Here is a 13,882-nt window from a genome sequence, read left to right as displayed (position 1 = left end):
CTCTTTGAGTCGGATAGGGAACGGTTCCGCATGAGTATAACAGCGAGGGGGGGGGGGCAAGCGTTTTTCCGCCCGCACCCCCGATCGAGCGCTCTACGCGGTCGCCGTCGCCGGCTCGTCGGCGTTATCGGGCGCGCCGGCTGCCGCCTTCTCGCCAGCCTCTTCGGCCTCCTCGCGCTCGAGCACCTTCTGCATGGCGGCGATGGCACACTCGATCTGGCCGTCGTCGGGCTCGTTCGTGGTGAGGTACTGCATCTGCATGCCGGGCCACAACACCACCTTCACCAGCGGGTTGTCGGGGTTGCTGCCCGCCCACTTCACCGTGATCTCGTAGGAGATGCCGGCGATGACGGGCATCAGCAGGATGCGCACGAGGATGACCAGCGCCAGCTTCGGCGCGCCGTCCGGCACGCCCCACAGCTCGATGAGCCCGTTGATGGGCGTCACCGTGTACACGAAGATGGCGATGACCATGACCATGATGAGGAACGCCGTGCCGCAGCGCACGTGCAGGCGCGGGAAGCTGCGCGCGTTCTCGGGCGTGAGCGGCAGGCCGTGCTCGTAGCAGTGGATGGTCTTGTGCTCCGCGCCGTGATAGCCGAACATGCGCTTGATCTCCTGCATGCGGCCGATCAGCCACAGGTAGAACACGAACACGCCCACGCGAAGCAAGCCGTCCACGATGTTCCACAGCACGGTGTTCTGGTCGTACTCGCCCACGATGAGGTTCGTGATGAACGCCGGCGCCACGATGAACAGCACCACGCCCAGCACGAGGCCCAGCACCATCGACACGGCCATCTCTTTCTTGCCGAACTCCACCTCCTCGTCCATGAAGGACTTCTTGGCGGGTTCGGGCCGGGACTGGGACTCGGGAGAGGATTCCGGCTCGGAAACCACCTCGAGGGAACGCTGCGCCCCCAACGCATCGATCATCGTATCCGGCCGCCCGAAATCCTCCTTCCAGGAGAAAGCCCTCTCCTCCTCGGCTTCTGCAGCAAGAACGGGTTCAAGGCGCGCATCGTCGCCGCCGTCAGCGTCGGCGTCGGCAGAAGATTCGATGCCATCGCCGAGGGGGCGGGAGGGGTCTGAGGCGAGTTCCGCACGAGCCGAACAGTCCAGCGGACTGTTAGTGCGAGCAGGACTGTCCGAGCTGCAGACCCCTCCCGCCTCCTCGGCCGCCGCAGGTTCGTCTTCCCCCTCTTCCGCGAACGCATGCAGCGCCGCGATCTCGAGCGCCTTGTAGCCCAGCACGAGCGACTCCAGCATAGCTCGGCATCCGCGCACGAGCGACCAGTACATCCAACCGTTCTTCTTGCGCCCCGAGGCCAGGTCATGCTCTTCCACGTAGATGCCGCCGTCGGGCTCCCGCACGGCCACCGACCAGTTGTACTTGCCGCGCATCATGATGCCCTCGATGAGCGCCTGGCCGCCTACGTGCGTCTTCAGCGCACCGTCCTCGGAGAACGCCCGCGACAGGTCGCTCTTCTGCTCGGCCATGCTAGGCCCTTTTCACGCGCGGGTACGGGTTCCCGCAGGTCATCTTGCCTTCGGGACAGTTGCCGCGGATGCAGGGCGCGCCCGCGTCCATGAAGACGAACGGCGCCGTGGGCTTCGCCAGCTCCAGCATGCGGTGCGCCATCTCGCGGATCTCCCACTGCGCGCGGTTGCAGCAGCGCAAGCTGAAGAAATGCAGCAGCTCGCGCACGTTCATCGTGATAACGATCTTCGTCTCAGCCGCGTTCGGCAGCAGGTAGCGCGCGTCCTCGGCGGGAACGCCCGCGGCCAGCAGCTTCTCGTACGCCTCGATGGCGGCCGCGATAGCCTCGTCGAACACCGCGTTCGTCTCCTCGTTCGCGGCAACGCTTTCAGGCTTCACAGTGGCCAGGCCGTCGGTGAACTTCACGTAGCGCTGGCTCTGCTGGTTGAAGCTGGCGATGCGGTGGCGCACCAGCTGGTGCGTAAGGGCACGCGAGACGCCGTCCACCGCGAACGTGTAGCTGGCGTGCTCGAGCGTGGACGTATGGCCCGCGCTCATGATGGTGGACAGCACGCTTTTCACGCGCTCCTCCGGCATGGCCTCCATCAGCTCGGCCGCGCCGACGGGCGCGTAGCACAGGCGCGCCGCCGTGGCGATCGCGCGCTCGGGGTCGGGCGTGTGGTACAGCAGTTCGACTTGCATAAGATGAATGCTCCTCGTTTCGGGATAAATTCGGCGGATCGCGCGCACAGAGGCGTTTCATTTCGCTAGTATAGTACCTAAAAGCCCGCAACCATCAAAGCGAGAGGCGCGCCATGCCCGAAAACAACACGTCCGAGTCCTTTGTCAACCCGCTGACCGCCCGCGATTGGAACGAGGAGTGGAAGCGGCTCCAGCAGGCACGACGCCGCTTCGACGACGCGAGCTACTGGGACAAGCGGTCGGCCACGTTCACCACGAAGGACGCGCCGAACCCTTACGTCGAGCGGTTCCTCGAGCTAGCCGGCATCCGCGAGGGCGAGACGGTGTTCGACATGGGCTGCGGCACAGGCGCGCTGTCGGTGCCGTTGGGCAAACGGGGCCACAAGGTGGTGGCCGCCGATTTCTCGCAGGGCATGCTCGGCCAGCTGCGGGAAGCGCTCGACCGCGAGGGCGTGCGCACGGTGTTCCCCAAGCAGATGAGCTGGGCCGACGATTGGCCCAGCCTCGGCGTGCGCCCGGGCATGGTAGATGTGGCGCTCGCCTCGCGCTCCGTCGCGACCGCCGATCTGCGCGATTCGCTGCTGCGCCTCACCGACGTGGCGCGCCGCCGCGTATGCGTCACGCTGGCCACCGGCTCGTCGCCGCGCACCGACGAGCGCATCCTCAACGCCATGGGCCTTTCCAGCGTGCTCGGCCGCGACTACCTCTATGCGTTCAACATCCTGGCGAACGAGGGACTGCGCCCCGAGGTTTCCTACATCGACAGCGAGCGCACCGACACGTTCGACTCGCTCGACGATGCCTACGACGCGTTCGCGCGCATGGCGGACGATGCCGTGGGCGCGACCGTCGGAGCCGAAGAGCGCGCGGAGGCGTTCGGTCGCCTGCGCTGCTGGCTGGAAGAGAACCTCGTGCCGAACGAGCGCGCCGGGCAGCCCGACAAGAAGGGGCTTCCGGAGAAGTCCCTGCGCCTGCGCGAGCCCCGAACGGTCACCTGGGCGTTCATCGCTTGGAACAAGTAGAGCGCGTCCCGAACGGCCGATCGCCGTTCGGGACGCGCTCCGACACAGAAAGGTGGCATAGAAAGAGGCGGTCCCCTTTGAACTGCCTCCCATTTCTTGGACAAGAAAGTAAAGTTCGAGAGATGGGAGGCTTCTTTATGCCGCCGAAGCATGACAGGAAGATGCGCGAACTAGCGGTCGAGCTGTTCGACGAGGGGTACGGCAGGGACATCGTCGCCGCGAGGCTTTGCATGTCGGCCAGCATCGTGGAAAAATGGCTTCTGACGTACAGGTCGGTCGGAAGCGAGGTGCTGCTCTGCATGGGTAGCCGGAAAACGAGATACGCTTGGGAGACGAAGGTCGCCGCAGCTCGGGCCGTCGTGGACGAGGGGATGGGCAAGCCCGAGGCCATGGCCGCCTTCGGCATCGCGTCGAGGACCCCGCTCGACTCCTGGTGCCGGCTCTACCGCGAAGGCGGGGCCGACGCTCTCAGGCCCAAGCCCAAGGGCAGGCCGAAGGGATCTGCGGCTCAAAGCGCGCCCAAGACGCGCGAGCAAGAGCTCGAGGCGCGCGTGCGCAGGCTCGAAGCCGAGAACGCCTACTTAAAAAAAGTCCGCGCCCTGGAGGCGGAGAAGTCTCGAGCTGGGAGAAGTCCCAAGTGATCGAGATGCTTTCAGGGCAAGGCCACGCTCTTTCCGACCTGTTGGCAGCCGCCGGGCTCCCGAGATCGACTTACTACCGCGCCCGCTCGCACCCGCCGAGGCCGACGAGGCCGGAGCTATGGGAGAAGGTGGCGGAGGTGTTCTCCCGCACGGCCAACGGCTGCGGACACAGGCAGGTCGCCATGGCCCTGCGCGCCGAGGAGGACGTGGCGATAGCCGACAAGACCGCACTGAAGATCATGCACGAGATGGGCATCAGCTGCGGCATCCGGCGCGAGAGCGACTACCACAGGTACAACTCGTTCAAAGGCGTTGTCGGCAGGGCGTTCGACAACGTCCTGGACAGGGACTTCTCAGCCGACGAACCCTGGCAGAAGCTCGGCACGGACGTCACCGAGTTCAAGGCCCCGTGGGGCAGGGCCTACTTTGCCCCAGCGTACGACTTCGGCAGCAAGGAGATCGTGTCCTGGAGCATATCGCGGTCTGCGAACATGGCGCAGCAAAAGGAGATGCTGGAAGGCCTGCTGGCGAAGATGCCGGAGGCCGCGAGCCCGGTCATGCACTCCGACATGGGATGGCAGTACCAGCACGACGGTTATTGCAAGACGCTCGAGGAGGCGGGCATCGTCCAGAGCATGTCGAGAAAGGGCAACTGCATCGACAACGGCGCGACCGAGCAGGTCTTCGGCCATATCAAGGACGAGTTCTTCCGCGGGCAGAGCTTCGAGAGCTTCGAGGAGTTCAAGGAGAGGCTCGAGGCGTACATCGTCCACTGGAACACGAGGCGAAGGCAGGTTAAACTGAAAGGACTGACCCCGGAGGAATTCCGGAACCAGTCCTTAGCAGCATAGCCACCTTTATTTTCCTTGTCCAAGAACCGGGGCGCAGTTCACTTTATACCGCCCTTTTATGCCGTTCGCGCGCCTTGCAGCTCGATGCGCTCGAACATGTCGGGACCCACGCTGCACACGGGGCAGGTGAAGTCATCGGGCAGCTCGTCGCCGTATTCGATGTGGCCGCACACCTTGCAGCGCCAGGCGTACTTGGGCTTCGGAGCCTCCGCGTCGCCCTCGCCGGCCGCTGCCGCGGCTGCCGGCGCCGCATCGGGCGCGTCGGGCAGGTAGCTCGATGCCTTCGGCGGCGTCTTGCCGCCCTTGACCAGGTGGTAGTAGGCGTACGTCATCGGATCGCCCGCACACAGCTTCTCGGCTTCCTCCACCTCGCCGATGTAGAGGATGTGCGTGCCCAGGTTCACCGCCTGCACAACGCGCACCGAGAAGCGCGCCACGCACTGCTCGGCCACGAACGGCACGCCCGCCGCGTCGACGCCCGTCTCGCAAGAGGCGAACTTGTCCAGGTCGGTGCTGCAACGGAAGCCGAACGTGCCGATGAGCTCCATCGTGGCGTCCTGCGCCAGGCACGACACGGTGAAGCGGCCGGAGTCGAGAATGACGTCCGTGGTGGCGTTCTCCTTGTTCAGCGCCACGCTTACTTGCAACGGCGACGACGTGACCTGCTGGAACGTGTTAGCGACGCAGGCGGCGCGACGTTCGCCGTCCGTCGCGCCGACGATGTAGAGCCCGTAGCTCAAGCTGAAGAACGCGGTCTGATCGATCATGCGGACACCTTTCCCTCTTCTCGTTTTCTTCTATTTTAATGATAATCATTCTCATTAAGGAAAGCAAGGGTCGAATTGGCCGCATGGTCGAACGCACCGGACGCACAGTAGCCGAACGCCAACAAGCGAGCGGCGCATTGTCGCCCGAAAACACGGAATCGCAGGACGAAGCGTGTTTTTCGAACGACAACGAGCACGGATCTCAGCCGGAAAGGCCGAACGAAGCCCGCACGAGACCGCGCGCGTCGTCGCCCGGCGAAAGCATGCGCGACCCATCCCAGGCGCCGGCGAAGCGCTCCTCCGCCCTCGGGCACAGCCAATCACGCACCACAACGAGCGCATGGGGGAACCGCGCCGAGGGCCCGCGCTCCAGAAGCGCCACCGCAGAAACGAGCCCGCCGTCGCGCATGAGTTCGAGCCGCCCCAGCTCGTCGACCACGAGCAAACCGCCCTCCGCACCAACGGTAACGGAGCCCTCCGCGTCGGGTTCGTCCGCCGGAACGACGATGCGCGAACCTCCCGTACTTGGATCGGCCGGGGTCTCGCCCGCCTCCGCTCCAGATGTTTCACGTGAAACATATGTTTGCGCGAACGAATGTTTCACGTGAAACATTCCCGCCGCCGGATCGACGGGGAGGGGCGCGTAGCCCCGGGAGCCCGCTTCTCCCGGCAAAGCCGGCGCTCCCGCGGGAACCGCAGCCAGCTCGGCCGCGATGCGATCGAAGTGCGCGTTCACCCGCGCGATAGCCTCGTCCGCGATCTCCCAGGCCAGCTGGGCGGAGGCGCTCTGGCTTGTCGGATCGAACGATCCCTCGGCCAGCGCCAGGTCTCGCCGCCGCGCGAACGGCACGCGCTCGCCGCCGGGCAGCAGCACGTTGTCGATGCCGAGCTTCTCGAAGCGACCCTCGCCAGCCAGCCCCCGTTCGCCCGGAACCTCGTGCGGCTCCCGCACGCGCCACACGCCAGGTGCCAGCACGCCCGCAACCTGCACGCCGTCACCCGACAGCTCGGCGGCAAGGCGCTCAAGCCAGCGCGTCTTGCCGATCTGCACGTCGCCCGTCAACAAGAACAGCATCGCAGCGCCAGCCCCTTCCCGGTTGTTTATTCTTGAACGTATATTATACTCTACCGCATATTGAAGAATGGCGGCGCGACGGAACACGCCGCCTCGAGGAGAGAAGGCTGCCATGAAACGCTCCGAGAACGAAGCCGTCCGCCGCCCCGACACGCGCGACGACGCAACGCCGTGGAAGCTCTACAACCGCCTGATCGAGGGCATTCCGGAAGATATCGCCGTACGCGATTATTGTCTGGGAACGCACTGGTCCTACGTCGAGGCCGATTGCGGCATGGGCGTGAGCTTCACCTGCAAAGGCGGATCCCGGCGCGCGTGCAAGCAGGATCTGCGCGGCACGGGGCTGCGCGAGATGGCGGAGCTGGCGAAGTCGTGGTGCTTCGAGGAAGCCACGCTGGGAGTGGCGGCGCTCAACGCCTACTACGCGCGCAAGGAGCTGCTCGACCCGTTGGGAGCAACCTACGACGAACCCATCGAACTGCCCGACGGCACCGTCCGCAAGATGGACGCTTTCGAGCTGTACCGCCCGCGTATCGAAGCGTCCGAGCGCAAGAACGTCACGGTGGTCGGGCACTTCCCGCACGTCGACCGCATCGCCGAGTACGCGAACCTCACCGTGCTCGAACGCAACTGCTCGCAGGAGCTCGACACGCCCGACCCCGCGTGCGAGTACGTGCTGCCCGATACCGACTTCGCTTTCATAACCGGCGTCACCATCATCAACAAGACCGCGCCGCGCCTGCTCGAACTCGCGCGCAATGCGACCACCGTGCTTGTAGGCCCGAGCGTGGTCATGTCGTCGGTCCTGTTCGAGCAGGGAGCCGACGCGCTCGCCGGCAGCGTGGTGGCCGATCCGGAGAAGACCCGTTTCGCAATCAAGAACGGTGCCGGCCAGTTCTTCGGCGAGGCTTTGCAGATGACCATGATCGAACGCGACCGAGCCTAGCCCCTCCTGCCCCCGCTCGCAAACCGTACAGATGTTTCACGTGAAACATCTGTACGAGAGCGTTACCGCCCGCGTTGACGCGCGCCCGCATTCTCCGGTCGACCCGCCGTGCGACCCACCGGAACCGGCATGCGCCCCGCCCGCGCGCCAGGCTATCGCCCGCCCCTCGCAAGCTTCAAACGCCCTTCCCGCCTCATACCGTCTTTATATTATGCTCAATTGATAATAATTGCGTTTTAGTATATATTGATTTAAATATTATTCTCATTTACGAATGTTAAAGGACGAGGGCAATAGAAGCTGTTGAAGACATGCTGGAGGATGGGGACGGTGCTTCCGGCGCTATGAGCGCCGGAAGCACCGAGGGGCCGGCCCCTCGGCCGCGCGACGACAAGGCGGCGGCTCAATGCGCTTCCCGCCGAAGCGCGCGGCATGGCACGCTCATCCTAGTCGCGCTCGGCGCGCTCGTCCTGGCGAGCACGCTGGCCTCGCTCATGCTGGGCCGCTACCCCATCACCCCGATCGAGGCTGTCGGCATGCTGGCCAACCTGGCGCTCCCCATCGACCCGTTCTGGACCTCCCAGCAAGAGACGCTGTTCTTCCAGGTGCGTCTGCCGCGCATCGTGCTCGCGCTCATGGTGGGCTGCAGCCTGGCTACTGCCGGCGCCGCCTACCAGGGCACGTTCCAGAACCCGCTCGTCTCCCCCGATATCCTCGGAGCTTCGCAGGGCGCGGCGTTCGGCGCCGCAGTGGCCATCCTGCTGGGACTCGGCTCGCTCGGCATCTCGCTGTTCGCGTTCGCCTGCTCCATCGCCGCCGTGCTGCTGGTGCTGGCCGTCGGCACGCGCGCCAAGGGCAACCATCTGCTCATCGTGGTGCTGGCCGGCGTCATGGTCAGCTCGCTGTTCCAGGCGGGCGTGTCGTTCACCAAGCTCATCGCCGACCCTACCGACCAGCTGGCCGCCATCACCTACTGGCTCATGGGCAGCCTCACCGGCGCCAAATGGAGCGACATGGCTTTCGCGCTGCCTCCCATCGCAATCGGTCTCGCGGCGCTGTTCGCCTTGCGCTGGCGCATCAACGTGCTCACCATGGGCGACGACGAAGCCTCCACCATGGGCGTGAACGCCCGTCGCGTGCGGCTCATCGTCATCTTGGCCGCCACCCTCGTCACCGCCGCCAGCGTGTCAATCTCGGGCATGATCGGCTGGGTAGGCCTCGTCATCCCCCACTTCGCGCGCATGATCGTCGGCTGCGACTACCGCAAGCTGCTGCCCGCCAGCATGCTCATGGGCGCCAGCTTCCTGCTCATCGTCGACGACGTGGCGCGCCTCGTGGCCAGCTCCGAGATACCCATCGGCATCCTGACCGCGTTCGTGGGAGCGCCGTTCTTCCTGTACCTCATCACGAGGAGGAAGCAGGGGCTATGAGCATCGATGTCGAGCACCTCAGCTTCTCGTACGGCAGCCACCATGTGCTGCGCGACCTGAGCTTCCGCATCCCCGACAACACGCTGGTGAACGTGCTGGGGCCCAACGGCGTAGGCAAATCGACCCTGTTCCGATGCATCCTGTGCCTCAACAACAGCTGGACGGGCAGCATCCGCGTGAACGGGAAGGACCTGCGCTCGATCTCCATCCGCGAGCGCGCGAGCGAGGTCGCCTACATCCCTCAATCGCATTCGTCCACTTACGCCTACGACGTGCTCGACGTGGTGCTGATGAGCGCGGGCGGCGGGATAGGTTTGTTCTCCACGCCGAAGCGCATGCACGTCGACCGGGCGTGGGATGCGCTCGAGCGCGTGGGCATCGCCCATCTGGGTCATCGCCCCTACACGCAGATATCGGGCGGAGAACGCCAGCTGGTCCTCATCGCGCGCGCCATCGCGCAGAACGCCCGCACCATCATCATGGACGAGCCCACGAGCGCGCTCGATTACGGCAACACCGTGCGCGTGCTGTCCACCGTGCGCCAGCTCGCGCGCGAAGGCATGAGCATAGTCCAATCGACGCACCAGCCCGATCAGGCGTTTCTTTACGCCGACCAAACGCTCGTCATCAACGACGGACGCGTGCACGCCTTCGGAAACCCCAAAGACGTTATCACCAAGGAGCTGGTCAGCACCATCTACGACGTGGACGTGGAGGTCAATTCCCTATACGGCGACAAGGTGCGCGTGTGCGTGCCCGTACGCGAGATAGAGCGGTAAACGCAAGGCAACGAAGTCGAAGAAAGGAAGATTCTATGGGAGGGACCATCGCAAGGAACATGTCCCGGGCGAAACGCCTGCTGGTCGTAGGCGCGCTATGTCTGGGACTGGCGTTCGCGCTGAACGGATGCTCGCAGGCTCCGTCGCAGAACGCACCCGAAAGCGCCGACGGCGCCGCGCAAACCGATCAGGCGGCGCAGAACGAGACGCGCACGTTCACCGACTCGGCCGGACGCACGGTGGAAGTGCCCGCGAAGATCGACCGCATCGCGCCGGCGGGCCACACCGCCACGCAGGTCCTGCTTACGATGGCACCGGACAAGCTGGTGACGATCTCGACGGAGCTCACGGCCGACCAGGCGAAGTACCTGGGAGGCGACTACGCCAACCTGCCCGTGACAGGAGCCGCGTTCGGAGCGAAAGGCGACCTCAACAAGGAGGCCGTCGCCGCATCCGGTGCGCAGATCCTCATCGACACCGGCGAGATCAAAGACGGCATGAAAGAGGACCTCGACACGATGCAGCAGCAGCTGGGCATCCCCGTAGTGGTCATCGAGACGAAGATGGAGGACTACGGCGCAGCCTACGAGAAGCTCGGCGAGCTGTTGGGCATGGAGGATCGCGGCAAGGAGCTGTCCGACTACTGCAAGGCCGCCTACGACGAGACTGTATCCGTCATGAGCAAGATTCCCGAGGGCGACCGCGCGAAGGTGGCGTACCTGCTCGGCGACAAGGGGACGAACACCATCGCGAAGAACTCCTACCAGGGCCAGGTGATCGACCTCGTGGCCGACAACGTCGCCGACCTGGGCAAGGTGTCCGGCAGCGGCGCCGGCGTCGAGATCGGCATGGAACAGCTGGCTATCTGGGATCCTGCGGTCATCCTGTTCGGCCCGGACAGCATCTACGACACGGTGGGCTCCGATGCGGCCTTCGCCGACCTGTCCGCCGTCAAGAACGGCTCCTACTACAAGGTGCCCGGCACGCCGTGGAACTGGCTGAACAGCCCGCCGACGGTGAACCAGGTGCTGGGCATGCAGTGGCTGCCGCGCCTGCTGTACCCCGAGCAGTACGACAACGACCTGCACAAGACGGTCGCAGGCTACTTCAAGACGTTCTACGGCTACGACCTGAGCGAGTCCGAGTTCAACGAGATCGCCGCGAACGCGCAGCCCAAGGCATAGGGCACCGCATCGATCGCACGTCCACGGAAAGCCCGGCGCGCGCCGGGCTTTCCTGCTATGATCAACGAAAAACGGTACGAGGAGATGCATATGGGAGAGAAGATCATGGACGGTTTCCCGTCGCGCGAAGAGGCGCTGGCCGACTTCTTCGCAGCATGGGAGCCGGCGAGGAGCGTCGAGTACGTGGCGCTCGACGACGCGGTGGGACGCGTGCTCGCCTGCGACCTGGCGTCGACGAACACGCTGCCGGTGGTGCGCGCCTCGTCGTTCGACAGCATCGCGGTGAAGTCGGCAGCGTTCGCGAACGGCATGCCCGACACAAGCAGCTGGAAGCCCGGCGTGGATTACGTGCGCGCCGACACCGGAGACGACTTCCCCGACGCGTTCGACGCCGTGGTGATGATCGAGAAGGCGGTCGTTCGGGAGGACGGATCGGTAACGTTCGACGACGACGTGACCGTCGAGCCCGGTTCGGGCGTGCGGCCCGCCGGCTCCACGCTGCGCGCGGGCGAGCCGCTCATGAGCGCCGGCAGCATTATCCGACCCACCGACCTGGCCGCTCTCGCCATGGGCGGCGCCACGATGGTGCCCGTGCGCGTCAAACCGCGCGTGGCGTTCATTCCCACGGGCAGCGAGCTCGTACCCGCAGGCATCAAGCCCCGACGAGGTCAAAACGTGGACACGAACAGCCTCATGTGCAAGCACCTCCTCATCGAGTACGGTGCCGAACCCGTGGTGTTCCCCCTCGTGCACGACGATCCCGTCGAGCTCGAACGCGCCTTCGAGGCGGCGCTCGCCACCGCCGACGTCGTGGTGGTCAACGGGGGATCGGCCCTCGGCGAGGAGGATTTCAACGTGAAGCTGATCGAACGCCGCGGGCAGGTGGTGCACCATTACATCGCCGCCGTGCCGGGACGGCCGCTCATGCTGGCCGTAGCCGACGGCAAACCGGTCGTCGATCTGCCCGGCCCCACCATGGCCGCCTACTTCGGCTCCGAATGGTGCCTGCAAGCGATCACGGCGCGCATCCTGGGAATTCCGCTGCGCCGCCGCCCCGTCGTGCAGGCGCGGGCGGATGCCGCGAAGACGAGCATCCCCAAGATGGCGAACATAGCCCGCGTACACGTGACGCGCGACGACGAGGGCTACGCGGCACACTTCCTCGATTTCAAAGCCGGGGAGCTGGCCGCGTGCATGACGTCGAACGCGCAGCGCGTCTCGCCCCTCGGCGAAGCGGGATGGGCCGAAGGCGACCTTTTGGACGTGGAGTTGCTGCGCGGCGAGGAGTTCGTCGATCAAGGCTAGGGAGCGCCTGAAGCGGCCCCGCCGATGCCGTTGTCGCCCGAAAGCCGCGCTTCGAGGGCGAAAACCACGGCTTTCGGGCGACAACGCGCGCGGATCGTCCCTGGACGCACGAACGCCCGGTCATCGACCGGGCGTTCGCTGTGCTTGCAGCAGAAGCGCTATTCGGCGGCAGGAGCCTCTTCGACGAGAGCGTCCACCGCGGCGGCCTCCTCGGCCGTAGCCTCGGGCGCGGTCTCGGCGGCAGCCTCGGCCTCGGCGGCCTTCTTAGCCTCGGCCTCGGACTTCTTGGCGAACTCCTCGGCGCGCTTGGCCTTCTCGGCGGCCTTCGCCTCGCGCTCGGCCTTCTTCTTGGCCTCGACCTCGGCGATGGCGGCGGCACGCGCGGCCTTCTTGGCGGCCTCGCGCTCAGCAACGGTCTCCTTCGCGGCACCGAACTTGTCGGCGAAGCGCTGGACGCGTCCGCCGGTGTCGACGAAGCGCTGCTGGCCGGTGTAGAACGGATGGCACACGTTGCAGATGTCGATCTTCAGCTCAGGCTTCGTCGAACGGGTCTGGAACGTGTTGCCGCAGCTGCACTTGACCGTGCAGTCCACGTACTCCGGATGAATACCCTGTTTCATTATGGTTCTCCTTTACGGGCCTTGGTTTCCGACCAAGGCGAAGACAAGCCTTTGCACTATAGCACAGTCGACGCCGCAACGCACGCGTTTTCTCCGGAAATTCCCAACCTAAGCGAGGAACGCCTCGTTCACCGGAAGATGGTACGCCTCGGCGATGCCGCGCAGGCCCTCGTCGGGAATGGCGCTGGCGAACCGGTCGCTGCCGCCGTTCATCGCGCGCGCCTGCGCGTAGACGGTCGCGGCCTTGTCGATGGTCTGCGCCAACCCGAACGTCGAGTCGAAGTCGTTCCCAGCGCAGAACAGACCGTGGTGAGCCCAAACGCATGCGTCGTAGACGCGCATGGCGTCGGCCGTGGCGCTGGCGATCTCAGGGCCGCCCGGCACCATCCACGGCACTACTCCGATGCCCTTCGGAAACGCGATCATGGCCTCCATCAGCATCTTCCACAGCGCACGGGTGAACGTGCGCGCATCGAGCGGCAGCACGTTGGTCAGCGCCACCACGTTTGCGGGATGGGCGTGGTACAGCACCCGGCCCGTGCCGCCGGTCGTCTCCCTGCGTACCGACTGGATGGCTGCGTGGCTGGGGAACTCGCTCGTGGGCACGCCGCCGTTCTTGAAACCCCACACGATGCGCCACGCGTCGCCCGCGGCGTTGACCTCCACGATGCCCGCGCCCGTGTCGGGGTCCAGCGCCACGTTGCGCATGTGCGCTCCCGCGGCCGTCACCAGGAAGAACTCACCGCCCAGGTTGGCGACCTGCACGCCTAGCGGCACCCACGAGCTGGGATTGTCGTAGAAGAACGAGCGGCTGGATGCCACGTCCTCCGGCGCAAGCCGGTACGACGCGTTGCCGCCGTTGCTCTCATGCCATCCCTGGCTCGAGCCCTCGCTGCACAGACGAGCGAACCCTTTCACGAACGCCTGCTGCTCCACCGCCACGCCCGAGACGGCGCCCTTCGCCGCCGACACGCCGCGGTCGAGCACTTCCTGCGCATTGTCGAAGAAACCCATGGTCAACTCCTTATCCGAAGCCTATCGTCCGTTATCCGCCGCATACGGCCGGCACCGTCCGCCGCG

The 13,882-nt window shown here is 65.5% G+C and carries 13 protein-coding genes and 1 pseudogene; 8 read left to right on the top strand and 6 right to left on the bottom strand.

Features of this window, described 5'->3' with window-relative positions:
* Nucleotides 1–93: 93 nt before the first annotated feature.
* Together ELEN_RS05615 and thyX are read right to left on the bottom strand one after the other, a co-directional pair.
* On the bottom strand, nucleotides 94–1,500 hold the full coding sequence (locus tag ELEN_RS05615; RefSeq protein WP_015760412.1) for a DUF1385 domain-containing protein: 1,407 nt from the start codon (nucleotides 1,498–1,500) through the stop codon (nucleotides 94–96).
* 1 nt (nucleotide 1,501) lies between these two features.
* A complete protein-coding gene (gene thyX / locus ELEN_RS05610) occupies nucleotides 1,502–2,182 on the bottom strand; it encodes an FAD-dependent thymidylate synthase (RefSeq protein WP_009304741.1) in 681 nt (226 codons plus the stop codon).
* 113 nt (nucleotides 2,183–2,295) lie between these two features.
* On the opposite strand from thyX, the gene ELEN_RS05605 reads away from it, so the two are divergent.
* From ELEN_RS05605 to ELEN_RS05595, 3 genes and pseudogenes are all read left to right on the top strand, one after another.
* On the top strand, nucleotides 2,296–3,204 hold the full coding sequence (locus ELEN_RS05605; protein WP_015760411.1) for a class I SAM-dependent methyltransferase: 909 nt from the start codon (nucleotides 2,296–2,298) through the stop codon (nucleotides 3,202–3,204).
* Between the two features lie 122 nt (nucleotides 3,205–3,326).
* A pseudogene (locus ELEN_RS16665) lies at nucleotides 3,327–3,689 on the top strand (helix-turn-helix domain-containing protein); the annotation flags it as partial.
* The gene (locus ELEN_RS05595) at nucleotides 3,638–4,696 is read left to right on the top strand and encodes an IS3 family transposase (protein ID WP_227791323.1); all 1,059 of its coding nucleotides are present in this window, start codon (nucleotides 3,638–3,640) and stop codon (nucleotides 4,694–4,696) included. The pseudogene ELEN_RS16665 and the gene ELEN_RS05595, both read left to right, overlap by 52 nt.
* Nucleotides 4,697–4,752: 56 nt before the next feature.
* Here ELEN_RS05595 and ELEN_RS05590 read toward each other — a convergent pair whose 3' ends face one another.
* Together ELEN_RS05590 and ELEN_RS05585 are read right to left on the bottom strand one after the other, a co-directional pair.
* Nucleotides 4,753–5,463: a flavin reductase gene (locus ELEN_RS05590; RefSeq protein ID WP_009304745.1), complete on the bottom strand. Its 711-nt coding sequence runs from the start codon at nucleotides 5,461–5,463 to the stop codon at nucleotides 4,753–4,755.
* Between the two features lie 202 nt (nucleotides 5,464–5,665).
* On the bottom strand, nucleotides 5,666–6,538 hold the full coding sequence (locus ELEN_RS05585; RefSeq protein ID WP_009608838.1) for a P-loop NTPase family protein: 873 nt from the start codon (nucleotides 6,536–6,538) through the stop codon (nucleotides 5,666–5,668).
* 112 nt (nucleotides 6,539–6,650) lie between these two features.
* Between ELEN_RS05585 and ELEN_RS05580 the strand changes: the two genes are divergently transcribed.
* The 5 genes from ELEN_RS05580 (at nucleotide 6,651) to ELEN_RS05560 (ending at nucleotide 12,182) form a co-directional block, all read left to right on the top strand.
* On the top strand, nucleotides 6,651–7,484 hold the full coding sequence (locus tag ELEN_RS05580) for a DUF364 domain-containing protein (protein WP_015760408.1): 834 nt from the start codon (nucleotides 6,651–6,653) through the stop codon (nucleotides 7,482–7,484).
* Between the two features lie 311 nt (nucleotides 7,485–7,795).
* Nucleotides 7,796–8,914: a FecCD family ABC transporter permease gene (locus ELEN_RS05575; RefSeq protein WP_015760407.1), complete on the top strand. Its 1,119-nt coding sequence runs from the start codon at nucleotides 7,796–7,798 to the stop codon at nucleotides 8,912–8,914.
* A complete protein-coding gene (locus ELEN_RS05570) occupies nucleotides 8,911–9,693 on the top strand; it encodes an ABC transporter ATP-binding protein (protein WP_015760406.1) in 783 nt (260 codons plus the stop codon). The genes ELEN_RS05575 and ELEN_RS05570 overlap by 4 nt, the downstream gene beginning before the upstream one ends.
* Before the next feature lie 35 nt (nucleotides 9,694–9,728).
* A complete protein-coding gene (locus ELEN_RS05565; protein ID WP_015760405.1) occupies nucleotides 9,729–10,877 on the top strand; it encodes an ABC transporter substrate-binding protein in 1,149 nt (382 codons plus the stop codon).
* A 90-nt stretch (nucleotides 10,878–10,967) separates the two neighbouring features.
* Complete coding sequence (locus ELEN_RS05560) at nucleotides 10,968–12,182, top strand: molybdopterin molybdotransferase MoeA (RefSeq protein ID WP_015760404.1); 1,215 nt, start codon at nucleotides 10,968–10,970, stop codon at nucleotides 12,180–12,182.
* A 158-nt stretch (nucleotides 12,183–12,340) separates the two neighbouring features.
* Here ELEN_RS05560 and rpmE read toward each other — a convergent pair whose 3' ends face one another.
* Nucleotides 12,341–12,802 carry a 50S ribosomal protein L31 gene (rpmE, locus tag ELEN_RS05555; RefSeq protein WP_015760403.1) on the bottom strand — a complete coding sequence of 154 codons (462 nt, stop codon included), beginning with the start codon at nucleotides 12,800–12,802 and terminating at the stop codon, nucleotides 12,341–12,343.
* 108 nt (nucleotides 12,803–12,910) lie between these two features.
* Nucleotides 12,911–13,816, bottom strand: a complete 906-nt coding sequence (gene rhaD, locus ELEN_RS05550; protein WP_015760402.1) for a rhamnulose-1-phosphate aldolase — start codon at nucleotides 13,814–13,816, stop codon at nucleotides 12,911–12,913.
* Between the last annotated feature and the right edge of the window lie 66 nt (nucleotides 13,817–13,882).

The organism is Eggerthella lenta DSM 2243 (assembly GCF_000024265.1).
Classification (GTDB): domain Bacteria; phylum Actinomycetota; class Coriobacteriia; order Coriobacteriales; family Eggerthellaceae; genus Eggerthella; species Eggerthella lenta.
The sequence above is the reverse complement of the archived record's forward strand: the minus strand, read 5'-3'. Positions and strand labels throughout refer to the sequence as shown.

Excerpts from the sequence above, each read along its gene's own strand:
- ELEN_RS05560 (WP_015760404.1), top strand. The coding sequence starts at position 10,968 with ATGGGAGAGAAGATCATGGACGGTTTCCCGTCGCGCGAAGAGGCGCTG.
- ELEN_RS05615 (WP_015760412.1), bottom strand. The coding sequence starts at position 1,500 with ATGGCCGAGCAGAAGAGCGACCTGTCGCGGGCGTTCTCCGAGGACGGT.
- ELEN_RS05575 (WP_015760407.1), top strand. The coding sequence starts at position 7,796 with ATGCTGGAGGATGGGGACGGTGCTTCCGGCGCTATGAGCGCCGGAAGC.
- ELEN_RS05580 (WP_015760408.1), top strand. The coding sequence starts at position 6,651 with ATGAAACGCTCCGAGAACGAAGCCGTCCGCCGCCCCGACACGCGCGAC.
- ELEN_RS05590 (WP_009304745.1), bottom strand. The coding sequence starts at position 5,463 with ATGATCGATCAGACCGCGTTCTTCAGCTTGAGCTACGGGCTCTACATC.
- ELEN_RS05585 (WP_009608838.1), bottom strand. The coding sequence starts at position 6,538 with ATGCTGTTCTTGTTGACGGGCGACGTGCAGATCGGCAAGACGCGCTGG.
- rpmE (WP_015760403.1), bottom strand. The coding sequence starts at position 12,802 with ATGAAACAGGGTATTCATCCGGAGTACGTGGACTGCACGGTCAAGTGC.
- rhaD (WP_015760402.1), bottom strand. The coding sequence starts at position 13,816 with ATGGGTTTCTTCGACAATGCGCAGGAAGTGCTCGACCGCGGCGTGTCG.
- thyX (WP_009304741.1), bottom strand. The coding sequence starts at position 2,182 with ATGCAAGTCGAACTGCTGTACCACACGCCCGACCCCGAGCGCGCGATC.
- ELEN_RS05605 (WP_015760411.1), top strand. The coding sequence starts at position 2,296 with ATGCCCGAAAACAACACGTCCGAGTCCTTTGTCAACCCGCTGACCGCC.
- ELEN_RS05565 (WP_015760405.1), top strand. The coding sequence starts at position 9,729 with ATGGGAGGGACCATCGCAAGGAACATGTCCCGGGCGAAACGCCTGCTG.
- ELEN_RS05570 (WP_015760406.1), top strand. The coding sequence starts at position 8,911 with ATGAGCATCGATGTCGAGCACCTCAGCTTCTCGTACGGCAGCCACCAT.